Source organism: Gilliamella sp. B2717, from assembly GCF_026536675.1.
Taxonomy (GTDB): domain Bacteria; phylum Pseudomonadota; class Gammaproteobacteria; order Enterobacterales; family Orbaceae; genus Gilliamella; species Gilliamella apicola_I.
In genome coordinates this window covers 15,795-39,595 of sequence record NZ_JAFNNQ010000030.1, presented here as the reverse complement: position 1 = coordinate 39,595, position 23,801 = coordinate 15,795, and the positions used below count along the sequence as shown (strand labels likewise).

At 35.6% G+C, this 23,801-nt stretch carries 21 protein-coding genes; 13 read left to right on the top strand and 8 right to left on the bottom strand.

Going from position 1 to position 23,801, the window contains the following annotated elements; genetic code table 11:
* Positions 1-9: 9 nt before the first annotated feature.
* The 3 genes from J3U35_RS05400 (at position 10) to ruvB (ending at position 2,236) form a co-directional block, all read left to right on the top strand.
* The gene (locus J3U35_RS05400; RefSeq protein WP_267351877.1) at positions 10-348 is read left to right on the top strand and encodes a YbaB/EbfC family nucleoid-associated protein; all 339 of its coding nucleotides are present in this window, start codon (positions 10-12) and stop codon (positions 346-348) included.
* Positions 349-612: 264 nt separating this feature from the next.
* Positions 613-1,221 (top strand): Holliday junction branch migration protein RuvA, encoded by a 609-nt coding sequence (ruvA, locus tag J3U35_RS05395; protein ID WP_065558172.1) that lies wholly within the window; start codon positions 613-615, stop codon positions 1,219-1,221.
* A gap of 13 nt (positions 1,222-1,234) precedes the next feature.
* Positions 1,235-2,236, top strand: coding sequence for a Holliday junction branch migration DNA helicase RuvB (ruvB, locus tag J3U35_RS05390; RefSeq protein ID WP_267351879.1), 1,002 nt, complete (start codon positions 1,235-1,237; stop codon positions 2,234-2,236).
* Between the two features lie 84 nt (positions 2,237-2,320).
* On the opposite strand, the gene cysK is transcribed toward ruvB, so the two are convergent.
* From cysK to yfbV, 3 genes are all read right to left on the bottom strand, one after another.
* Positions 2,321-3,286: a cysteine synthase A gene (cysK, locus tag J3U35_RS05385; protein WP_267351881.1), complete on the bottom strand. Its 966-nt coding sequence runs from the start codon at positions 3,284-3,286 to the stop codon at positions 2,321-2,323.
* 235 nt (positions 3,287-3,521) lie between these two features.
* Positions 3,522-4,034, bottom strand: coding sequence for a primosomal replication protein PriC (gene priC / locus J3U35_RS05380; RefSeq protein ID WP_267360057.1), 513 nt, complete (start codon positions 4,032-4,034; stop codon positions 3,522-3,524).
* Between the two features lie 11 nt (positions 4,035-4,045).
* Positions 4,046-4,501, bottom strand: coding sequence for a terminus macrodomain insulation protein YfbV (gene yfbV / locus J3U35_RS05375; RefSeq protein ID WP_267351883.1), 456 nt, complete (start codon positions 4,499-4,501; stop codon positions 4,046-4,048).
* A 193-nt stretch (positions 4,502-4,694) separates the two neighbouring features.
* Between yfbV and J3U35_RS05370 the strand changes: the two genes are divergently transcribed.
* The 4 genes from J3U35_RS05370 to J3U35_RS05355 all read left to right on the top strand — a co-directional run bounded on the left by J3U35_RS05370 (position 4,695) and on the right by J3U35_RS05355 (position 12,477).
* Positions 4,695-5,900, top strand: coding sequence for an acetate kinase (locus tag J3U35_RS05370; RefSeq protein ID WP_267360055.1), 1,206 nt, complete (start codon positions 4,695-4,697; stop codon positions 5,898-5,900).
* Between the two features lie 69 nt (positions 5,901-5,969).
* Positions 5,970-8,120, top strand: a complete 2,151-nt coding sequence (gene pta, locus J3U35_RS05365) for a phosphate acetyltransferase (protein ID WP_267351884.1) — start codon at positions 5,970-5,972, stop codon at positions 8,118-8,120.
* Between the two features lie 425 nt (positions 8,121-8,545).
* Positions 8,546-9,022 (top strand): toxin-activating lysine-acyltransferase, encoded by a 477-nt coding sequence (locus J3U35_RS05360; RefSeq protein WP_267360053.1) that lies wholly within the window; start codon positions 8,546-8,548, stop codon positions 9,020-9,022.
* A 128-nt stretch (positions 9,023-9,150) separates the two neighbouring features.
* Complete coding sequence (locus J3U35_RS05355; RefSeq protein ID WP_267360051.1) at positions 9,151-12,477, top strand: autotransporter outer membrane beta-barrel domain-containing protein; 3,327 nt, start codon at positions 9,151-9,153, stop codon at positions 12,475-12,477.
* Between the two features lie 244 nt (positions 12,478-12,721).
* On the opposite strand, the gene J3U35_RS05350 is transcribed toward J3U35_RS05355, so the two are convergent.
* Positions 12,722-13,186: a MarR family winged helix-turn-helix transcriptional regulator gene (locus J3U35_RS05350; RefSeq protein ID WP_267351887.1), complete on the bottom strand. Its 465-nt coding sequence runs from the start codon at positions 13,184-13,186 to the stop codon at positions 12,722-12,724.
* Between the two features lie 3 nt (positions 13,187-13,189).
* On the bottom strand, positions 13,190-13,621 hold the full coding sequence (locus J3U35_RS05345; RefSeq protein WP_267351888.1) for a hypothetical protein: 432 nt from the start codon (positions 13,619-13,621) through the stop codon (positions 13,190-13,192).
* Positions 13,622-13,940: 319 nt separating this feature from the next.
* Between J3U35_RS05345 and guaA the strand changes: the two genes are divergently transcribed.
* Positions 13,941-15,524: a glutamine-hydrolyzing GMP synthase gene (guaA, locus tag J3U35_RS05340; RefSeq protein ID WP_267360049.1), complete on the top strand. Its 1,584-nt coding sequence runs from the start codon at positions 13,941-13,943 to the stop codon at positions 15,522-15,524.
* Positions 15,525-15,751: 227 nt separating this feature from the next.
* On the opposite strand, the gene J3U35_RS05335 is transcribed toward guaA, so the two are convergent.
* Positions 15,752-16,117, bottom strand: coding sequence for a nuclear transport factor 2 family protein (locus J3U35_RS05335; protein WP_267360047.1), 366 nt, complete (start codon positions 16,115-16,117; stop codon positions 15,752-15,754).
* Positions 16,118-16,527: 410 nt separating this feature from the next.
* Here J3U35_RS05335 and J3U35_RS05330 point away from each other — a divergent pair, with 410 nt between their 5' ends.
* From J3U35_RS05330 to plsY, 3 genes are all read left to right on the top strand, one after another.
* Positions 16,528-16,998 (top strand): YhcH/YjgK/YiaL family protein, encoded by a 471-nt coding sequence (locus tag J3U35_RS05330; protein WP_267360045.1) that lies wholly within the window; start codon positions 16,528-16,530, stop codon positions 16,996-16,998.
* Between the two features lie 372 nt (positions 16,999-17,370).
* On the top strand, positions 17,371-20,211 hold the full coding sequence (uvrA, locus tag J3U35_RS05325) for an excinuclease ABC subunit UvrA (protein ID WP_416380682.1): 2,841 nt from the start codon (positions 17,371-17,373) through the stop codon (positions 20,209-20,211).
* Between the two features lie 163 nt (positions 20,212-20,374).
* The gene (plsY, locus tag J3U35_RS05320) at positions 20,375-20,971 is read left to right on the top strand and encodes a glycerol-3-phosphate 1-O-acyltransferase PlsY (RefSeq protein ID WP_267351893.1); all 597 of its coding nucleotides are present in this window, start codon (positions 20,375-20,377) and stop codon (positions 20,969-20,971) included.
* A gap of 258 nt (positions 20,972-21,229) precedes the next feature.
* On the opposite strand, the gene J3U35_RS05315 is transcribed toward plsY, so the two are convergent.
* Positions 21,230-21,628, bottom strand: coding sequence for a cell division inhibitor SulA (locus J3U35_RS05315; protein ID WP_267351895.1), 399 nt, complete (start codon positions 21,626-21,628; stop codon positions 21,230-21,232).
* A gap of 109 nt (positions 21,629-21,737) precedes the next feature.
* Positions 21,738-22,115, bottom strand: coding sequence for a fluoride efflux transporter CrcB (gene crcB / locus J3U35_RS05310; RefSeq protein WP_267351896.1), 378 nt, complete (start codon positions 22,113-22,115; stop codon positions 21,738-21,740).
* A gap of 307 nt (positions 22,116-22,422) precedes the next feature.
* Here crcB and J3U35_RS05305 point away from each other — a divergent pair, with 307 nt between their 5' ends.
* Both J3U35_RS05305 and J3U35_RS05300 read left to right on the top strand, forming a co-directional pair.
* Positions 22,423-23,034: a riboflavin synthase subunit alpha gene (locus J3U35_RS05305; RefSeq protein ID WP_267360041.1), complete on the top strand. Its 612-nt coding sequence runs from the start codon at positions 22,423-22,425 to the stop codon at positions 23,032-23,034.
* Positions 23,035-23,121: 87 nt separating this feature from the next.
* Positions 23,122-23,676 carry a YbhB/YbcL family Raf kinase inhibitor-like protein gene (locus tag J3U35_RS05300; protein ID WP_267360039.1) on the top strand — a complete coding sequence of 185 codons (555 nt, stop codon included), beginning with the start codon at positions 23,122-23,124 and terminating at the stop codon, positions 23,674-23,676.
* The last annotated feature ends 125 nt before the right edge of the window (positions 23,677-23,801 follow it).

Here is a 23,801-nt window from a genome sequence, read left to right as displayed (position 1 = left end):
GGAATAATTATGTTTTCAGGTGGAAAAGGCGGTTTGGGTAATTTAATGAAACAAGCCCAGCAAATGCAAGCAAAAATGCAGCAAGCGCAAGAAGAAATCGCCAAATTAGAAGTAACAGGAGAGTCGGGTGCAGGTATTGTTAAAGTCAGCATTAATGGCGCTCATAACTGTAAACGAGTTGAGTTAGATCCGTCATTATTGAATGAAGATGACAAAGAGATGTTAGAAGATCTTATTGCAGCAGCTTTTAATGATGCAACTCGCCGATTAGATGAAGCTCAAAAAGAGCGTATGGCTCAAGTTACAGGTGGAATGCAATTACCACCAGGTTTCAAAATGCCTTTTTAATTTAAGCAAATTATCAGCTGTTTCTACTCACTATTTTGCCGAATTGGTCGGCAAAATTTTTCCTTTTATTGCCTGTCTATTTATACAGTTTTTCTTTATTATTTCAATTTCATCAGGTAAACTAAACAACAATAGTTTATACACTCGATATCAATGACAACATACACTTTACTCATTAATACTGTATTTGATTGGGTAATTATTCTTTTTTCATTGTTACATGTCATTGATAAATCTGATAACACTCAATATTAAGGATTAATTGTGATAGGTCGTTTACGCGGAATCATTATAGAAAAACAGCCACCCAAAGTGCTTATTGATGTGGGCGGTGTCGGTTACAATGTTTTTATGCCCATGACCTGTTTTTATGAATTACCCAACAATGGTCAAGAAGTTATCGTTTTAACACATCTGATTGTTCGTGAAGATGCCCAATTATTATATGGATTTAATCATGAACAAGAACGCGAATTGTTTCGTGAATTGATCAAAGTGAATGGCGTTGGACCAAAATTAGCATTGGCAATATTATCAGGAATGTCGGCTCAACAATTTATCGTGGCGGTTGAACAAGGTGAAATCAAAACGCTGGTTAAATTACCGGGCGTGGGGACTAAAACGGCAGAACGATTAATTGTGGAAATGAAAGATCGTGTTAAACGCTTTGGTGAAGAATTATCTGACTCAATGACCATTGTTGAAACTGGCAATATCAAAAAATCCTCAAATCAAATTGAAAGTGAAGCTGTTTCCGCCCTTATTGCTTTAGGCTATAAGCCACAAGAGGCCAGCCGTATAATCAGTAAAGTTATCAAGCCTGAAATGGATTGTGAAACGCTTATACGTGAAGCATTAAAATCAGCGTTATAAAAAGGTAAGCATTATGATTGAAGCGGATCGTTTAATAGCTCCACAAGCTCAAAAAGAAGAAGAGTCTCTAGATCGTGCAATTCGTCCAAAGTATCTGGATGAATATATCGGGCAACCTCATGTGCGTGAGCAAATGAAAATTTTTATTCAAGCTGCAAAACAGCGTAGTGATGCTCTCGATCATGTTCTTATCTTTGGCCCTCCCGGGCTGGGTAAAACGACCTTAGCAAATATTGTTGCTAATGAGATGAGTGTTAATTTGCGCACTACCTCTGGCCCAGTTTTAGAAAAAGCGGGTGATCTTGCTGCCATGTTAACTAATTTAGAGCCTAATGATGTCCTTTTTATCGATGAAATTCATCGATTATCGCCAGTCGTTGAAGAAATCTTATATCCGGCAATGGAAGATTATCAACTAGACATTATGATTGGTGAAGGCCCTGCTGCACGTTCAATAAAAATTGATCTTCCGCCTTTTACCCTTATTGGTGCGACAACAAGAGCTGGTTCGTTAACATCGCCATTACGTGATCGCTTTGGAATCGTACAACGCCTTGAATTTTATCGTGTCGAAGATCTGGAATATATCGTTAGTCGAAGTGCCAAATTTTTGGGTATGGATTTATCCTGTGAAGGGGCTCATTTAATTGCTAAACGTTCACGAGGTACCCCTCGAATAGCTAACCGTTTATTACGTCGGGTCAGAGATTATGCTGATGTAAAATCAAAAGGTATCATCGATGAGAAAATAGCAACCCAAGCACTCGATATGCTCGATGTCGATAATGAAGGCTTTGATTATATGGATCGTAAATTACTGCTAGCTATTATTGAAAAATTTATGGGTGGTCCGGTTGGTTTAGATAATATTGCTGCTGCAATTGGCGAAGAGCGAGAAACGATTGAAGATGTGCTTGAGCCTTTTTTAATTCAACAAGGTTATATTCAAAGAACACCAAGGGGCAGAATTGCAACACCGCATGCTTATCGGCATTTTGGCATTATTCACGAATAACGATTTTAATCAGTTTAAATTATTAATAGAACTCTAAATTAAGTGGATTAAATACCGTCAATTGACGGTATCTTTTATTTTAAGTCATCCTAATTCTTTTTCGGTAAAAATCCCGCTAAATAAGTCAGTACTTAAATAACGTTCACCCGATGAAGGTAATATTACCACAATGGTTTTATTGCTATTCTCCGGTAAGTTAGCCAATCTATCAGCGGCAAAAACTGCTGCTCCTGAAGAGATTCCCGCCAAAATTCCTTCCTTTTCCATTAAAATGCGCGCAGTTTCGATCGCTTCTTCATTCGATACTTTTTCCACTAAATCAATTAAACTCAAATCCAGATTAGCCGGAATAAAACCCGCTCCAATACCTTGAATTTTATGTGGCCCTGGTTTAAGCGGTTCGCCAGCAAGAGCTTGAGTGATTACAGGTGACTGGCTTGGTTCGACCGCAACCGCCGTAATATTTCGACCTTGGGTATTTTTAATGTAACGTGTTACGCCTGTGAATGTTCCGCCTGTTCCTACCCCTGCGACAAAAATATCTATCTTTCCATCAGTATCAAGCCAAATTTCAGGCCCGGTTGTTTTTTCATGAATTTCGGGATTGGCTGGATTGCTAAATTGTTGTAGCATAATATTACGTTTGGGATTACTTGCTACCATTTCCTCAGCCTTTTCAATGGCGCCTTTCATTCCTTTTGACGCTTCTGTTAGAACTAAATTTGCACCTAATGCTTTCAACAATTTTCGTCGCTCAATGCTCATGCTTTCAGGCATGGTTAACGTTAATTTATAACCACGCGCTGCGGCAACGGCTGCTAATGCGATACCTGTGTTACCGCTGGTGGGTTCAATCAATTCAACATCCGGCGTTAATAAACCACGCTTCTCCGCATCCCAAATCATATTTGAAGCTATACGACATTTAACACTAAAACTGGGATTGCGTGACTCCACTTTAGCTAAAATATTACCATGACCAAAATGCTTTAAACGAACAAGAGGTGTATAACCAATAGTTTGAGAATTATCATCAAATATCTTACCCATGAATAAATCCTTATTAAAATATTAGAAAGGGATAGCATTGGAACATTATCGCTAATCATAGCTAATATTATAAATAGAACTCAAAAAGATGATACTAATTATTCATTATAACATTATGCATTTTAGCTATATCTTTGATCTAAGGAGTAATGCAATAAATCTAGACGCTGATTTAGCGATTATTTAAATGTTCATCGAAGTCAACAATATTCATTCCGTGTGCATTGGCATTTTTTTAATAAACACCGCTTTCCGTATCTAATTCCTGTTCAATGTTTTTGATCGCTTGTTCACACCGTTGAATACGATTATCCAGTGTTGCAATCTTGATTGGATCGATTGACTCAGCAGAAAGTAATAACTCATATTTCATTTCTTGCAATCGACGCAAATAATCTAAATGGCGACAATGTTTTTCAGAGAGTGTTTCTTGTATTGAAAGTTTAGATTCTTCTTTTTTACGAAGTTGATGCGTCGCTAATTCACGGGTGAGGGCGGTGATTTGATTAACTAACATTTCAGACAAATAGACAATTTGTTCATCTTTTTGATTCATCGCATTATTGACTAAAGCTTGAAAAGTTTGTTTGATTTTTTCTAAATAAAAAGCGTTATCCGTATTGATTTTGGTGGTATTAAATAAGTGTTCATCAAAATAGTGTTCTTGATAATTTTGTTGTTCAGATATATTGACTTGTTGTTCAAGTATATCAATTTGTTTTTTTAGTGATGCCAGCCGTTTCTGCATTTATTTTGATCTTAATAATGAGTTTCTGAACTATCATCTTGAGCAAAGTAATTGCCAAAATGCTTTTTTGATAAAGTTATCAGTTTCATAAATGATTCGAAGGTTAATTTTTCGTTCGTTTCTTTATTTTCTACCAAAATTTTTTTTTCAATTAGTTTTGATTGAATATGATTATAGCAATCGACTAAATTGAGTGGTAACGGAGATTGTGAACGCTTGCCTAACCAATAGATACCCTGAACAGGTAAACTTAACGCAAACAAGATTGCGATAATCGTCACCGCTAATTGTGCTGGCATATAATATTGCCAAACAGCTAACGCAATAATTATTGGGGGTAAATACTTCTTCGCGGTTTTTATGTGGTTTATGATTTTTAATTCGGGAAATGAATACGAAAGTGCTTTATCTTTTGGACAAAGTTCCATATATCGTTGACCAGTCTTAAATGCCTTAACTAAATTCATAAATTTGTGATTCCTCGACATTCACCTATTATTGTCTTAAAATAGTGCCATCCAATTAGGGGCTTTCTTTATTTTATCTTAAAATGCAGAATATCAGAAGTCACCTTGTATATTCACATCGATTATTAAATCATGTGTAGAGTTACCAATTTTGATTGGTATATATCTTTTTATTCAATTTATAGGAATTACTATGTCGTCAAGTAACAATGTTCTTGTTCTAAATTGCGGAAGCTCATCTTTAAAATTTGCTATTATCAATCCTGAAAATGGCGATGAATTTTTATCTGGGTTAGCTGAATGTTTTAATCTTCCTGATGCACGCATTAAGTGGAAACTTGATGGAAGTAAAAACGAAGCATCTTTAGGCGCAGGAGCTGCACATAGCGAAGCAATTAAATTTATTGTTAATAGCATCTTCCCACAAAAACCAGAATTATTAGATAGTATTAAATCTATTGGGCATCGAATCGTTCACGGTGGCGAAAAATACACGCAATCAGTTGTAATTGATGATTCTGTTCTAAAAGGAATTGAAGAAGCATCAGCATTTGCACCATTACATAATCCAGCGCATTTAATCGGTATTCGTGAAGCATTTGCAGCATTTCCTCATTTGAAAAATAAAAATGTGGCTGTGTTTGATACGGCATTCCATACAACCATGCCAAAAGAAGCATATTTATATGCAATTCCTAACGAATTATACACCAAATATGGTGTTCGCCGTTACGGTGCTCATGGTACAAGTCATTACTATGTTAGCCGTGAAGCGGCAAAATTATTAAATAAACCAGTTGATCAAACCAATGTGATCACTTGTCACTTAGGTAACGGTGCGTCAATCACAGCAGTTAAAAATGGTAAATGTGTTGAAACCTCAATGGGTCTAACTCCATTAGAAGGTTTAGTCATGGGAACTCGCAGTGGCGATATCGACCCTGCAATTATGTTCTTCTTACATGACAACTTAAAAATGTCTGTTGCTGATATCAATAACTTGTTAAATAAAAAATCAGGTTTATTAGGTTTAACTGGTGTAAGTAGCGATTGCCGTTATGTGACAGATCACTATGACACTGATGAAAATGCGAAAAATGCCCTAGATGTATTTGTTCATCGTTTAGTCAAATACATTGGTGGATATGCAATGTTATTAGATGGTCGTTTAGATGCGATTATCTTTACGGGTGGTATCGGTGAAAATGCAGAAGAAGTTCGTCGTATGGCGCTTCAAAAATTATCAATTTTAGGATTTGAACTTGACCAAGAACGCAATTTAGCTGCTCGTTTTGGTAAAGGCGGCACAATCACTAAAGATGGTTCAGCAATTGCAATGGTTATTCCTACAAATGAAGAACTCGTCATTGCTCAAGATGCTGCGCGTCTAACTGCTTAAAAGACAAATAAAACCGCCTTTATGGCGGTTTGTTTTTATATTTAATAAAGAATTAAGAGGAAATTGATTATGTCTCGTACTATTATGCTAATCCCAACCGGAACCAACGTCGGGTTAACAGGTGTGAGTCTTGGTGTTATTCGAGCAATGGAGCGTCAAGGAATTAACTTAAATGTATTCAAACCTGTTGCTCAACCAAGAGCAGGTGGGGATGCGCCCGATAACACCACCACTTTAGTAAGCAGCAACACATCTATACCAGCTTTAAAACCACTAAAAATGAGCCATGTTGAAAATCTATTAGGTTTAAATCAACAAGATGTGTTAATGGAAGAAATTGTCGCGCTTTATGCTGAAAATACCAAAGGTGCAGATGTTGTTTTAGTTGAAGGGATTGTGCCTACCAGTGATTATCCTTTTGCTAACGAACTAAATAATAATATTGCTAAAACATTAGGTGCTGAGATTATTTTTGTTGTTAATATGGGTAAAGATACTCCAGAACAATTAAAAGAACGAATCGAAATTGCTCGTTCTAATTTTGGCGGTATTAAAAATGAAAAAATCGTAGGTGTTATTGTCAATAAAGTGAATGCCCCCGTTGAAGAACAAAGCCTTGCACGTCCAGATGTGGCAGAAATTTATCATACACCAAAATTTGATGATAAAAAAATCACAATCGACGATTTAAATGCGCACAGTCCTTTACCGGTACTTGGCTGCATTCCTTGGAATATGGATTTAAGTGCATGTCGTGCAATTGATATTGCCAAACATTTTGATGCAAAAATCATTAATGAAGGTGAGATCAAAAACCGTCGTATAAAACACATCTCATTTTGTTCTCGCAGTGTGCCAAATATTGTTAATCATTTACAACCAAATGCATTACTTGTCACATCAGCTGACCGTGTTGATGTTTTAGTCGCAATCAGTTTAGCCGCAATGAATGGTGTGGCAATTGGAGGGGTATTATTAACAGGTGGTTATGATATAGATGAAAAAATCTATAAATTATGCCAACCTGCATTTGATACAGGTTTACCGGTATTTACGGTAAAAACCAATACATTCCAAACTTCAATCTGTTTACAACAGTTTAATTTAGAAATTCCTGTTGATGATAAAGAGCGCATGGAAAACACGCAAAACTTTGTTGCTGACCACATTGATAGCAATTGGATCAAGTCGCTAAACCAAGTAGTGAATTCTGTTCGTCGCTTATCTCCTCCTGCATTCCGTTATCAATTAACTGAACTTGCACGGAATGCGAAAAAAGTGGTGGTATTACCTGAAGGTGATGAACCAAGAACAGTTAAAGCAGCCGCTATTTGTGCAGAGCGTGGAATTGCAAAATGTGTGTTAATTGGTAATCCAGATGATGTGCGTAAAGTTGCTGCTTCACAGGGAGTGACATTGGGTGAAGGCGTTGAAATCGTCGATCCTGAAAATATTCGTGAAAAATATGTACCGCGTTTAGTTGAGTTACGTAAAAACAAAGGCATGACCGAAGTGATTGCGCGAGAACAATTGGCTGATAACGTTGTGCTTGGAACCATGATGCTTGAAGCAAACGAAGTTGACGGTTTAGTGTCTGGTGCAGTGCATACCACGGCAAATACAATTCGCCCACCATTGCAATTAATTAAAACGGCACCGGGTAGTTCTTTAGTTTCCTCAGTATTCTTTATGTTAATGCCTGACCAAGTATACATTTACGGTGACTGTGCAATTAATCCAGATCCGAATGCGCAAGAACTGGCTGAAATTGCGATTCAATCTGCTGATACTGCTATTGCCTTTGGTATTGAACCAAGAGTTGCAATGATCTCTTATTCAACCGGTAGTTCAGGTCAAGGTGCTGATGTTGAAAAAGTGAAAGAAGCAACCCGAATTGCTCAAGAAAAACGTCCAGATCTCATGATCGACGGACCTTTACAGTATGATGCTGCTGTCATGCCTGATGTGGCTAAATCGAAAGCACCTAATTCTCAAGTTGCAGGTAAAGCAACCGTATTTATCTTCCCAGATCTTAATACGGGTAACACGACTTATAAAGCCGTACAACGTTCTGCTGATCTTGTTTCAATTGGTCCTATGCTTCAAGGTATGCGTAAACCAGTTAATGACTTGTCTCGTGGTGCATTAGTGGATGATATTGTTTATACCATTGCATTAACGGCGATCCAATCAGCGCAAGAACAAAATGCAAATAACTAATTTATATCGGTTATTTCAATATAAAAAAGAGGTGAGTAACATCACCTTTTTTTATATGCATTGATTTTTACCACAAGCTTTTTTATCGATTCCATTAACGCTATTTCATTAATGTTATTTGATTGGTCAAAAAAAGTGTTTTAATTGACTATAATAAGAGTCAATACTCAGTTTTTTTAAATTAAATTTTACAATATAAAGGGGAGTAGAGACACAAGAATAAAATATAAAAACAATTCTAAGATAATTCATACTGTTTTAACAAAAAAATTTCAATTCACTCTTCATCTCATAACTGATTAAAAATTAATTAATGCCTTGAATTGATTATCAATCTTAATTATTTTTTTATAAAAAATAAATTGATGAATTTTTATCTTTTATGTAATACAATTGTATGTAAATGTTAACAAAGGTAAAGCTATATGAAAAGTCTTGAGCAAGACTTGATTAGAATTATTGCACCGAGTTTATATCATGACACCTCATGGAATGAAGCTGAGGTATTAGGGGCTATGATCTGGTTATGGAATCGAAACCCTGAATACAAAAAAGCGGAATTAAACTCCGCTTTAACCGTTTTGTTACCTATCATTCAGTCTAAAAATTTTGCTCTATTTATTCACAACAACCAACCGCTAGGTTATTTAAATTGGGCTTATCTCAACCGAGAACAAGAGCAACTCTATTTAAACAAAAAAAAACCTTATATCAATTTTGTTCAATGCAATCAGCCAATGGAATCTACACGCTTGTGGATATTATCTTTTTTTTGCCCATTTGGACTGCATGAAGTGTTACTAACCAAATCGTTAGGAAAAAAAGTCCTAAAAAATAATCTTTGCTTTTTTGGCTATCACAAGTCAAAAACTGAAACTGTCGTTAAAAAAGTTCAGTGCTAATCATTAATATGCAGTTTAAATCTGTTTTTTCTCTATAGTTTCAGATGGTTCTTAATTAAATCGTTGTCATTCTCGATAGTAATTTGTTGTCGTACTTATTTTTTATCGTTAATTTGAAGGAAATTAATATGAACCAAATTTATCAAACGAAATTTAATGTTATCACGGGTACTACTATAGTGTGTTCTGAATTAGTACGACGAGCAAGTAAAGCAATGATAACATTAAGTGTTTTAGTTACCTCTGCTTCTTCGTTTGCTTTAGACTGTACCGCCAGTGCCGATGGCTCTTACTTGGTCGGTCAAAATAGCCCAAGCTGTAATAATATTAACGCAGCGACCGTTAACCAATCGGGTAATGCCAGTTTTTATATTCTCACTCGAAGCCGATTACATGAACAACTCAATGTCGGTGATACAACGCTTACCGCCAATGTAAACGGTGATTACACTGGTCTGGCTAATCAATATACCTATGGCGTGTCGGGCGGATCAATTAATGCAGGTAATTTAAATTTTACATTGAATAACAACGGTAACATGCTAGGTCTTGCCACTTATCACAATGTTAATCTGACTGCAAAAAATGTGGAATTAAATATCAATGATAACTATACGCGTGGTGGCAATTCAAGTGGTACGGTTGCTTCTTATGGTTTATTAGCTGGTTCGTCAGTTAATGCCGGTGAGAGAGATACGTATAATGGTAAATACAGTACCATCACAGTGGATAGTTTGAAAATTAATCAAACAGCAAAGGGGGGCAAAACCCAGCCAATTTTAAATAACGGTATTCGAGCAATTCAAGGAGCCTATGATAATTCAGGCGATGGTTCTGCAGGACAAGTTATTATCAATGATAATTTAGATATGACATTAACGGGAAATCGCTCAATCGGTATTTATGTTTCGGGCAATCCAACCAATCATGGGGTTGCAGAAAATAAAGGCCGAAACGGTCAGTTAACCCCAAAAGTAATTTTGAAAGGAGAGAAAAACACTATCATCATTAATAAAGGTAATGATAGCTCAAGGTTAAACTGGGATAGTGTGGGGATTAAACTGGGTAAAACCCGTAATACAGGTGAGGGGCCAGGTATTTTAGAATCACATGGGGAGTTGACTATTGATACCACTAACGCTTTAAATGGTAGTGGTATCAAAATGGTTAGGAATTCTTCATTAACAGCAAATTTTGATAATAGTAAAACGATCATTAAAACCAATGGTTATGCATTGGAAATTGGTACCCATGATGATGCGACTTCAAGTGGACAATTTGAACAAGCTGCATCACACAATATGAGTATCAGTTTAAATAATGCAATATTTACCACAACAGGAACAAGTGCTGATCCCGTAATTGAAGGTTCTGTTGCACGCAAAGATTTAATTTTTGTTGATCAAGGTCAACAAAATGTTAATTTTACAATTATGGGTGATGAAACCGATCTCCATGCTAATCAAGACGGCTATATTCTCAACGTCAGCGGTAATTACACTGCACCTAATTATCAATTTTTTTCTAATACGTATGATGCTAACGGTGTTGAACAAGGACATGATGACTATGAAGTTTCCTCTGTCAGCTTTTATGCTTATGGTAAAGGAAGTATGACTGGGTTAATTTCCAAAGGGCAAGTAAAAGAGAAGGAGGGTCAAATTCTTGATATAAATAAAGAACCAGGAGTTTGGTTAGATTTAGCTAATGACTTTCGTTGGAATTTGCAAAAAAAAGGTAATGATAATGTATCAAAATTAAATACGATTCTAATTGAATCTGGTGGAACAATCAATGCAGCTTATAATGATGATGGTGGTAATGATTTTATCGTACAAGCTGATGTTTATAGCAATTCAGGCATTATTAATTTAGATAATTCCTCTCATCAAAAATATAATGATATATTAACTATCGATGGTAACTATACCGGATCTAATGATGCTCAAATAAGATTGAACACATCGTGGAATAATGCCAGCGATACTTATGCGATGAATTCACAATCTGATGTGTTAAAAATCACAGGTACTGCATCTGGTTGGACTAAAGTGATACCGATAGATGCGAATGGCACAGAAAACGTGATTGATGGTAATATAAGCCAAATTGACGCAGTGATAAATACTGTTCCCGTGATTTATGTAGGACAAAGTAAAAATGAACTTAATTTTCATGGTGAAGCGCACACAAACGGCGCGACTGAAATTCAACTAGCAAAACGTCAAACAGCTGATGGTGACGAATATTTCTGGACTATGCAAGCAGGTACGACACCACCGCCGCCGCCACCACCACCGCCGCCACCGCCGCCGCCGCCACCACCGCCGACGCCAGAACCGCCGACGCCAGAACCGCCGACGCCAGAACCGCCGACGCCAGAGCCACCGACGCCAGAGCCACCGACGCCACCGACGCCACCGACGCCGACGCCGACAATTAAACCTAAACCCATTTTTGCCAGTCCGGTAGCAGGATATGTTGCTATGGCGAGAGTCAATCAGGAACAAGGATTTTTAAGTATTGGTTCTTTACATGAACGTCGGGGAGAATACACCAATTTTGATTTAGCAAATTGTAATACTTGTGAAGAGTTTTTAAGTGAAACTTGGGGTAGGATTTTAGGCAAACACATAAAACAAGATGGTAAAGATCGATTAAATTTAGAGAGCGATATATATGGATTCCAATTTGGTCATGATTTGCTGAATAATGTAAGTGATGATGGAAGTCATAATTATACAGGTATCTATTTAACCTATAGCAAAGCGCATACCGACTTTTCCGATAAATATCGAGCTGTACATGGGATAATTGACCATAATAAACGAACAGGAAAAGGCAAATCAGAATCGTTGAGCTTGGGATTAACCAATACTTATTTTTCAGTAGAGAATAACTATTTAGATTTAGTTGGACAGTTTTCCTATTTACGTAATAAATATGAAGCTCGTAATGGTAATAATCCACATACTCAAAATGGGTGGGCATTTGCCATTTCGGCTGAAGCTGGGCACACCTTTAAAATAAATCAGAATGATCTTGATAAAGACTATTGGATAGTTGAGCCTCAAGTTCAATTAGTGTACCAATATGTTGATTTAGATAGTTTTAAAGATAAATATCGTCGTGTTGATCAAAATAATCAGGATCTATTACGGGGTAGAATCGGTATTCGTTTGGGTAATAATAACCAAGCAACAGTTGAGCAGCATACCACATTCTATGCAATTGGTAATATTCTGCATGACTTTATCAAGCCAAGCCAAGTTACCATAGGTAGAGATAAACTGCGTGAAAATTATGCTCGTACATGGGGAGAATTGGGCGTTGGGTTAAAAACGCCTTTATTTGAAAAGACTTATCTTTATGGCGATGCTCGCTACGAACACGATTTTGGAAATACCAAACGGCAAGGTTATCGAGGAAATATCGGTATTGAACATAAATGGTAAGTGTAAATTAATAATGTAAATTATGATTTAGTTTCAAAGTGTTATCTATGTTACACTCATCTTATACGTAATGGCTTGTTTAGCATTACGTATATTTTTTATCTAACATAATAGTAAGTTACATAATAAAAAATATTGATTTTTTTAGACTTATTAATCAACTAAGTTTGCAGCAAGATAACTCAATAATCATAATGAATAGCTAAAAACAGCAAATACTTAAATTTTTAACTCAAGCTATTCTTCAATCAGTTCGGTTTTTTAAGAGTGTTAAAAGCATCGTCATAAAGTGCTTTTTATCCTCTTTTAATAATGAAAAAAATTCTTGATCCATTTGTTCAACTAAAGGAACGGTTTCATTTGCCTTATCAAGCCCTTTTTGCGTTAATACAATTGATTTTGCACGACTATCTTTGATTGAACAAGTGCGTTTAATGTAATCTTTTTTCTCTAAATTCTCTAATATTTGAGAAATAGTCATGACATCAATATTCGTTTTATGGGATAGAATAACTTGTGTTATCTCATCAGGATATTGAGATAAATAAGCTAGGGTCGCTAGCACAATAAATTGGGGATGTGTGATAGACTGTTTTTTTAAACAATTTTTTATATTTGTATGCCAGGACGAATAAGTTTTCATAAAAAGAAAACCAACAGAGTCTGAATCAGATTGGAATTGCGTCAAAAACTTATTGTCCTTTGCCATAACTTACCCTTCAACTAAACTATTTAATTTGTATGTTTTATCAATAATATCATCCGAAATCTGTTTAATAAAATTATAAGATGCATGAGTATCCATTTTCGGATCCGGTTTTAATGAAATTTCTGACTTCAATGCATATTGATTATGCGATAATTCAATAATTTGATGTGAAAAATAGAGTAAACCTATGTCAGGCATATCAAATTGTTCGGTAAATTCTTGTTCATTAATTATTTTAGATAACGTCACGTCCATTTCTGGCATATTTTGTAATTTAAAAATACCTTTAGAACCGGTTTTTAACTCGCCCGTGATACGAAAATCTTCAAGATCGGTTTCCCATAATTTTCTGAAATTAAGATCAGTATAGTATGGCCATATTTTAGATGGTGTAGCCTTTGTTGGTAGTACAAAAGAAATTGAAATAGTATTCATCGTTTTTTCCTCGTTTTGATAAGTCTGCATATTATAAGTATACTTATTAAATAAGTAAAGAAATTTTATTGTATTAAAAAAAATTATATTCATGATTAAAATCGGTTAGTTAATTCAAAAAGAAAATAATTAAGATCTGACTAATTCATATAAGAATTGCCGTTTTATCAACATAATAAAATGCCGTATCAGGATATGTTGAAACTTGCAAAGTTAAAATATTTACAATTGTTTTTTTATTTAACCCGTTCAATTTAGTCGGTAAATGATACAATACCACCTTGATTTTGTAATAGACCATAGTTTAGGAACAAATTTGATGAAAAATGACATCCACCAGCAACGTATTTTAATTCTTGATTTTGGTTCACAAGTTACCCAATTAATTGCACGTCGGATTCGTGAAATTGGTGTTTATTGTGAGCTTTGGCCGTGGGATGTATCGGAAGAAAAAATTAAACAATTCAATCCTAAAGGGATTATTTTATCGGGTGGTCCAGAAAGTACGACAGCACAAAATAGCCCAAGAGCCCCCGAATATGTTTTTAACGCAGGTGTGCCTGTTTTAGGTATCTGTTATGGTATGCAAACTATGGCAATTCAAGTTGGTCAAGGTGGACAAGTCACCGGTTCAAATCAACGTGAGTTTGGTTATGCTAAAGTCGACATTATCGGACGCTCAAAATTAACTGACGGCATTTTAGATAGTACTAACAACGATGGTATAGATCAACTTGATGTCTGGATGAGTCATGGTGATAAAGTCACAACTTTACCGGATAGTTTTACGGTCATTGGTCGAACAGAAACCTGCCCATTTGCCATCATGGCTAATGATGAAAAGCAATTTTATGGCGTTCAGTTTCACCCCGAAGTCACTCATACAATAAAAGGGTTTGAGTTGCTCCAACGGTTTGTAATCGATATTTGTCATTGTGAAAAGCTATGGACACCATCTTCTATTATTACCGATGCAATTACCCGAATAAAAGAAAAAGTCGGCAAAGATAAAGTATTACTAGGGTTATCGGGTGGCGTTGACTCTTCTGTTACGGCATTATTACTCCATCAAGCCATTGGTGATCAGCTGACCTGTGTTTTTGTCGATCATGGTTTATTACGTTTGAACGAAGCGCAACAAGTTATGGACATGTTCGGTAATAAATTTGGGTTAAATATTATAGCCGTGAATGCCGAAGACCGCTTTTTAGCAGCCCTAAAAGGGGAGGCCGATCCCGAAGCTAAACGCAAGATTATAGGGCGTGAATTTGTCGCTGTGTTTGATGAAGAAGCGGCAAAACTCAAAGATGTGAAATGGTTAGCACAAGGTACTATTTATCCTGATGTGATCGAATCTGCGGCAGCTGATACCGGTAAAGCACATGTGATTAAATCGCATCATAATGTCGGTGGCTTGCCAGAAGAGATGAAAATGGGGTTAGTGGAACCACTACGAGAACTTTTTAAAGATGAAGTACGTAAAGTTGGGTTAGAGTTAGGTTTACCATATGACATGTTATATCGTCATCCATTCCCTGGACCGGGTTTAGGCGTTCGAGTACTCGGCGAAGTGAAAAAAGAGTATTGTGACTTACTCCGTCAAGCTGATGCGATCTTTATCGAAGAACTGTATAAAGCCGACCTATACCACAAAGTCAGCCAAGCTTTCACCGTATTTTTACCGGTACGTTCAGTCGGCGTAATGGGGGATGGACGTAAATACGACTGGGTTGTCTCGTTACGTGCAGTTGAGACTATCGACTTTATGACCGCTCACTGGGCACATCTGCCATATGAATTCTTAGGACGGGTATCAAATCGGATCATTAATGAAGTAAACGGAATATCTCGCGTTGTTTATGACATCAGCGGTAAACCGCCAGCGACGATTGAGTGGGAATAAAAAATAACTTAATAATCCAGCATAATCGAAATATCAGCGCTGATAAAGCGCTGTTTTTTGCTGTAGTATTTTCCAATCTGCTGATTAAAAACAGTATAACAGTCATTTGGGTAGAGAAATTGTCTTATTATCGTTGATGATTAAAAATGCGTGCTTAATGTCTAATTACAACCTTATCCTTTAAACCCAACCAAGATAAGGTTGTCATGTTTATCCCATAAAATGAACTAAAATAAACTATTTTTATTAACCGATTTTACTTTTTCTACATGGGACTCAATGACATCCCAGTGTTCAACAATCTTATTGCCTTCGACACGATAAATATCACATACCTTATTCACGGTACCGTCTGGTAGGGAACATTTATAAAATACGTAAACCATATTCGCTTCACAACTGATGTTGACAATATCGAGTTTGGGTTTAGTTTTAATAAACTCTTTGAAAAATTTAATAAATCCTGCTTGACCATCTTCAACCTGAGGATTATGTTGAATATAGTTTTCTGATACATAATGAGGAATTTTATCCACATTACCATTAATAAAAACATCTTTGTAATAATTTTCGATCAATTCTTTATTTTTCATCATAGTTACCTTTTGTTAGAAAGACATACATTCTATTGAAATTAATGATTTATTAAGAAAAGAAGAAGATCTGAATAGCTATTGTGTATTAAAAAATGGATATGATAATGATAAAGACTGTAAATAATAAATGGCTGTTAGTGTTATACCACCTCCTTAATCAAATGTCACGATTTCTGTTTAAACTCGATTAGTCTAAAGTCGACCATATTAGGTCATTTTAATCTTACTGGGATAACTTAACACAATAACTAATTATTTTATCAATATAAAGCATTCGTCATAGGAATCAAAAAAGTCTAAAGGCTATCATAGTCTATCTATTAAAATGTATTGGATAAGTATATACTTAAACAAATACTGTGTATTTGTGATATCAGTAATGTTTCATTTATGAAGGATTATCAAATATGATTTTAGGTAATATTAACCATTTAAATTTAGTCCCTTATTTGCCTGCCAAAATAAAGCAATCGATTGAATATATCAAAGATAATGTCAATCAAAATACGCCTATAGGGCGTTATGACATTGACGGTGATAAGATATTTTTTATGCTATCTGATAGTTCAACTCGTCACATTGACAAGGCTAACCCTGAATATCATCAAAAATATATTGATGTGCAAATTGTATTAGACGGTCAAGAGGGAATGGCGATTAATACTTTACCACCTTACACTAACAGGCTCGATAATCAACTTACTACTAACGATATTGCATTTGTTGAAACCCCTAAGGAAGAAACATTACTGGTTTTGCATTCAAACGATTTCATTGTTTTTTTTCCTAATGAAGTCCATAAACCTTTGTGTGCAATAAACAATAACATTAATACTGTTCGTAAAGTGGTCATTAAAATAGCCTTAGATCATCTTTAATTTAGGAATCATTGCGCTAAATTGAGATGAATTTAGCGCATATACTATGACATACTTGCCAAAATTGCATCCAAGCAAATGAGTTTAATAAATAGTGAACATCTATTTTCAATGCTTACTTCGAAAAGTCGGTTAACTGGCACATTATGCTTAAATGTTCTGGCATTAACGGAGTACGATAAAACTCATTATGATATTTTGCTCATTGAATTTTATTGATAAATTTGTTAGCGTTAATAAAAAAACCGTAAAACCCATAAACTCATCAACGGTGAATTAGTACTATATTTCATCACTCATCACTGGTATAATATACAGTTAAATTTTCATTTGAATTGTACAAAAAACATACTTAAGAAGAGATCTATGTCAATTAAAGATATCGATATTCGAGGTGCGAGAACGCACAACTTAAAAAATATTAATGTCATTATTCCACGCGATAAACTTGTCGTTATTACTGGGCTTTCAGGTTCTGGTAAATCTTCATTAGCATTTGATACGCTTTATGCAGAAGGGCAACGGCGTTATGTCGAGTCATTATCCGCCTATGCACGACAGTTTTTATCATTAATGGAAAAACCCGATGTTGATCACATTGAAGGATTATCACCAGCGATTTCAATTGAACAAAAATCTACATCGCATAATCCACGTTCAACGGTCGGTACGATTACTGAAATTTATGATTACCTCAGGTTGCTTTTTGCCCGAATAGGAGAGCCTCGTTGTCCAAATCATAATTTACCGTTAGCAGCGCAAACCGTGTCGCAAATGGTCGATAGCATTATGGCATTACCGGCTGAAAATCGATATATGCTACTTGCACCAGTGGTGACCGAACGTAAAGGGGAGTTTGTTAAGCTTTTTGAACAGCTTTCTGCAAGCGGTTATATACGGGTAAGGGTAGACGGTGATGTCTATGATTTATCTGATCCACCACAACTTGAATTACAAAAGAAACATACTATTGAAGTTGTTGTCGATCGTTTTCGTATTCGTGATGATTTAAAACTACGTCTGGCAGAATCGATTGAAACAGCACTATCCATTACCAATGGTATAGTTAAAGTAGCTAATTTGGATGATCCAAAAGCTGAAGAAAAAATATTTTCGGCTAATTTTGCCTGCCCAATTTGTGGTTATAGCATTTCTGAGTTGGAACCTCGTTTATTTTCATTTAATAATCCAGCGGGTGCTTGTCCCGAATGTGATGGTTTAGGTGTTCAACAGTACTTTGATCCTAAACGCATTGTACAAATGCCTGAAGTTTCGTTAGCTGCGGGCGCAATAAAAGGCTGGGATCGTCGTAATTTTTACTATTTTCAGATGTTAAAATCTTTGGCGGATCACTATAAATTTGATATTGATAAGCCTTACGAAAAATTACCTGAAAAAATAAAAGATATTTTATTAAATGGTTCGGGTAGTACCGAAATTACCTTTGTTTATACTAATGATCGTGGTGATGTGGTTAAACGAAAACATACTTTTGAAGGTATCATTAATAACTTAACGCGTCGCTATAAAGAAACCGAATCACAAACGATTCGTGAAGAATTAGCTAAATACATCAGTAACCGCCCATGTCCATGTTGTCATGGATCAAGGTTATGTACAACAGCAAGACATGTATTTATTAACGATACAAATTTACCAACGATTAGTGATTTAAGTACTCAACAAGCAAAAGAATTTTTTGACAACTTAGTATTAACCGGCCAACGTGCCCAAATTGCAGAAAAAATTCTGAAAGAAATTAATGACCGATTACAGTTTTTAATTAATGTTGGACTTAATTATTTAACGTTATCACGTTCGGCAGAAACCTTATCCGGCGGTGAAGCGCAACGTATTCGCTTAGCCAGTCAAATCGGTGCCGGTTTAGTTGGCGTAATGTATGTACTTGATGAGCCTTCTATCGGTCTACATCAGCGTGATAATACTCGCTTAATTGATACATTGACTCATTTACGTGATTTAGGTAATACCGTCATTGTGGTTGAACACGATGAAGAAGCGATTATGGCTGCCGATTACGTGATTGATATTGGTCCGGGGGCAGGGGTTCACGGGGGCGAAGTTGTGGCTCAAGGAACACCTAAACAAATCATGGAAAATAATGCATCGCTTACAGGAAAATATTTATCCGGTAAAGAAAAAATCGAAATCCCCGCAACACGTACTAAAGTTGATAAAAAACGGATGTTATCGCTAATCGGGGCAACGGGTAATAATCTTAAAGATGTCACGTTAAATATTCCGGTCGGACTGTTTACCTGTATCACTGGGGTATCGGGATCGGGCAAATCCACTTTAATTAATGATACTTTATACCCACTCGCTCAAAATGAACTCAATGGCGCTGAAAAAAGTGATATTGCACCTTATAAATCCATTAAAGGTCTTAACTTTTTTGATAAAGTTATCGCGATAGATCAAAGTCCGATTGGACGAACACCACGTTCAAATCCTGCTACTTATACAGGATTTTTTACATCGATTCGTGAGCTTTATGCAGGAGTACCTGAAGCACGAGCCAGAGGGTACAATCCGGGGCGATTTAGCTTTAATGTAAAAGGTGGACGTTGTGAGGCTTGTCAAGGCGATGGCTTAATTAAAGTTGAAATGCACTTTTTACCTGATATTTATGTGCCATGTGATCAATGTCATGGTGCACGCTATAATCGTGAAACGCTTGAGATCAAATACAAAGGTAAATCTATTAACGAAATTTTAAATATGACCGTTGAAGAAGGGCGTGAATTTTTTGATGCGGTTCCAATGATCTCTCGAAAAATACAAACCCTGATTGATGTTGGTTTGGCTTACATTACCATTGGTCAATCGGCAACGACATTATCGGGTGGGGAAGCTCAGCGAGTTAAATTAGCCAAAGAACTATCAAAACGTGACACAGGTAGTACGCTCTATATTTTAGATGAGCCGACGACTGGCTTGCACTTTGCCGATGTTAAACAATTACTTGCGCAATTGCATACTTTACGTGATAAAGGTAATACTATTGTCGTCATTGAACATAATTTAGATGTCGTTAAAACCGCTGATTGGATTGTGGATCTTGGGCCAGAAGGGGGAAATGGTGGCGGTGAAATTATTGCCGAAGGTACACCAGAAGAGGTTGCAAAATCGAAAATATCTTACACGGGTCAATATTTAAAACCACTATTAGATAAACAAAAAAGAAAGTAAAATAGAGTCAATTTTGATTAAAGGATTAAAAAGGACGGGAGGCAACTCCCCACTTTTATTTATTTCTCTATTAATAAACATCGATAAAAAGTTCATTAATTGAATTAGTTTAACTTTTTATCGATATAATAATCAGAAAATAGGTACATCTAGGGAGGGGCTTTTGTCATTAGAAATCTTAGCGATGATCATCATCGCCTATCTTTGTGGTTCATTGTCAGGTGCTATGATAGTTAGTCATGCTATGAAATTGCCCAACCCCTTAACGCATGGCTCTCACAATCCTGGGGCAACCAATATTCTACGAATTAATGGTAAACTACCTGCTATTGTTGTCTTAATTTTTGATATGTTTAAAGGTACGCTACCTGTGTATCTGGCGTATCGAATAGGAATATCGCCCTTCTTTTTAGGTATTATTGGCATTTCTGCTTGTCTTGGGCATATTTTCCCCTGTTTTTTTCATTTTAAAGGCGGTAAAGGGGTTGCGACAGCATTAGGGATGATGGCACCGATTGGACTTGATTTTACAGGATGTTTTATACTGACTTGGCTAATAACCTTATTGATAACGGGCTACTCATCAGTTGCTGCTATTATCGGGTTTCTTATGGCACCATTTTATGTTTGGTTGTTTAAACCTGAGTTGACCTTACCGGTAACTATGCTTTCTTGCCTCATTATTGTTCGCCATAGTAGTAATATTATGCGTTTATTAAAAGGTGAAGAACCAAAAAGCTTAAAGCGATTAAAACTGTAATTTAATGGCATCAGTCGGATTCAGATCGGTTAACATAACAGTATTGACATGACGATAGCGATGAAAAATGAGTTGTTAACTTCACAAATTATTACTTGATGATTATCAGTTAGATAATTAGCCTAAAAAAGTATCAATCTCAATAAAATTCTCGAAAAAAGAACACGTACATTGATGATGATTGATTCTTCATCGAATTAATTGGTGTTATCACTTTCTTTTTAACTTAACTTATCCAAAAATAATCATCTTTTCAGTTTAATGGTATTGAGTATATTGCTCTTTGGATTCATCATTGACCAAAAATAACGTTGTATCACTGGCTAACACCGCGTTATGCAAACGTATTTTATCTTGTTCATTAAGCTGCTTAATACAAGCAACGACATAACTACACGTTTTATTTTGTAAGGCTTTTTCAATCGTTGATACCAGATTTTCATTTTTTATATTGGTGATATGGATTACTTTTTGCTTATCTAAACCGGCAAAGTTAACCCAAGATCGCTTTAACATCGGTCTATCGGATAACCAAAGCTGCCATTTTTTTGCTTTATTAAATGAACGTAATAACGGTCGCTGTTGTTGTAATACTTGCTGAAAAGGAGATTCAAACTCAAACGCCATAATTTGTTGTGATGATTGTTCAATAAGCATAATGACCTCTAACTGTATTAATATACAGTGTATATTAATACAGTATTTAAAGGTTGTAAATATTTTTTATGTTATGTTAGGCTAATCAATTATTAGGCTAACAAAGCGATCAAGAACGAAAATATTGATAAGTCCAAATGCCTAAAAAAGTCATCAATACCGAGCCAACAACATGGATACCTATTGTCGCTAATGCCCATGTTACTCTGCCTTCCTGCAATAAATTAACAATTTCAGCCGAAAAAGTAGAAAAAGTTGATAAACCACCACAAAAACCCGTGACGATTAATAAACGCCATTCAGGGGAAAGATTAGAATGATTAAAAAAAGCGATGGCAAAACCAATAATATAGCCAGCAATTAAATTAGATAATAGTGTTCCGATTGGAATAGTAAAGGCAACCACATTGAATTTAAGTGATAAAAACCAGCGAAGTAAACCACCCGCTACAGAACCGAATGAAATGGCTAAAATAAGTTTTAGCATCAACAATCCTTAATAAAATTTGAGAAATGATTTTTACTCAGTGAATGAGAATGTCATTATAAAATGACTTAATGAATATTGACTAGTTTTTGTATAACAAATTCTAATAACGCTGCTTAAACACTGAGTTTCAATAGGGTATCAAAAAAATAGAGTTCTTAAGGTATATCTAATAATACTTAACATAAGTTATTCAAATCAATCTTAACCGATTAAATTGATTTGTTAAGGAATGAATGATAAACATAGAAATTTATTATTAGATTACGATAAAATGGAGATCTCAAAAGATTCAAACGGAAATTATATGTTTACGGGTATTGTACAGGGTGTTGGTCAAATAATTGATATTAACGATCAAGATAAATTACGAACTTATAAAGTTAAACTTCCAAGTCAGCTAACGCAAAATATTGAAATTGGTGCGTCAATTGCGAATGATGGATGTTGTTTAACGGTAACAGGTTTTGCAGATGATTGGGTCTCATTTGATATCATGCAAGAAACGCTAGCTTTAACCACATTAGGTGATAAAAAACTGAATGATTACGTTAATATTGAACGCAGTGCAAAATATGGCGATGAAGTCGGTGGACATATCATGTCTGGACACATCTCTTGTACAGCAACGATTGTTGATATTCAAAAAACGGCAACCAATTGCCAGATGCAACTTACACTACCCAAACAGTTTATAAAGTATGTTTTATATAAAGGTTTTATCGGCATTGATGGCGCTAGTTTAACGGTGGGCGAAGTAGATGAAAATCGTTTTAAAATTCACCTTATTCCCGAAACATTAGCGATAACAACGCTTAAAAATAAAAAAGTTGGTGATAAAGTCAATATAGAAATTGATTCACAAACTCAAGCGATAGTTGATACGGTTGAGCGAGTATTAGCAACTAAATTTAAATGAGGTTGAAATAGAACATTGGGATGTAAACTGCCGATTAGTCAATAAGTTAGTTATTTATTTTATTCATTTAAAATATAAGGAGTAAACATGCGTCATTCTACCAAATTGAAACCCTTGTTTTGCGGAGTATTATTGTTATTCACTAGTTACAGTTATGCATCTGAAATGCAGCTATCCAGTCCTGATTTAAATAAAAATGGTTTTACAGATCAATTTATTTATAATCAATTTGGTTGTCAGGGTAAAAACCTATCGCCTAGCATTGAATGGAATAATGTACCTAAAGAAGCAAAAAGTTTGGCATTAACCATGTATGATCCAGATGCGCCAACCGGATCAGGATGGTGGCATTGGACGGTTGTCAATATTCCGGTCGATACGACAGCGTTAAAGCAATCAGCTGGTAATAATATTGATTTATTGCCTAAAGGAAGTCAGCAAGTTCGTAATGATTTTGGTACGGCAAATTATGGCGGACCTTGCCCACCAGAAAACTCTAATCACCGTTATCAATTTACACTCTATGCACTTGATATAGACAATATCAATGTTGATGATAAAACAACGCCAGCTTTAGTTGGTTTTATCATCAATTCGCATCAAATCGCTAAAGCATCCATTACCTTCAATTACGGTCGTTGATGAGAAAGTTACTCTTCAATATGAAGTCTTTAATTAGTGATTGAATATAAAAGCTTGATAATATCGAAATCAAATAATCAAACCCAAAGTATACAAAATCAACATTATTTGATTTTGTATACTTA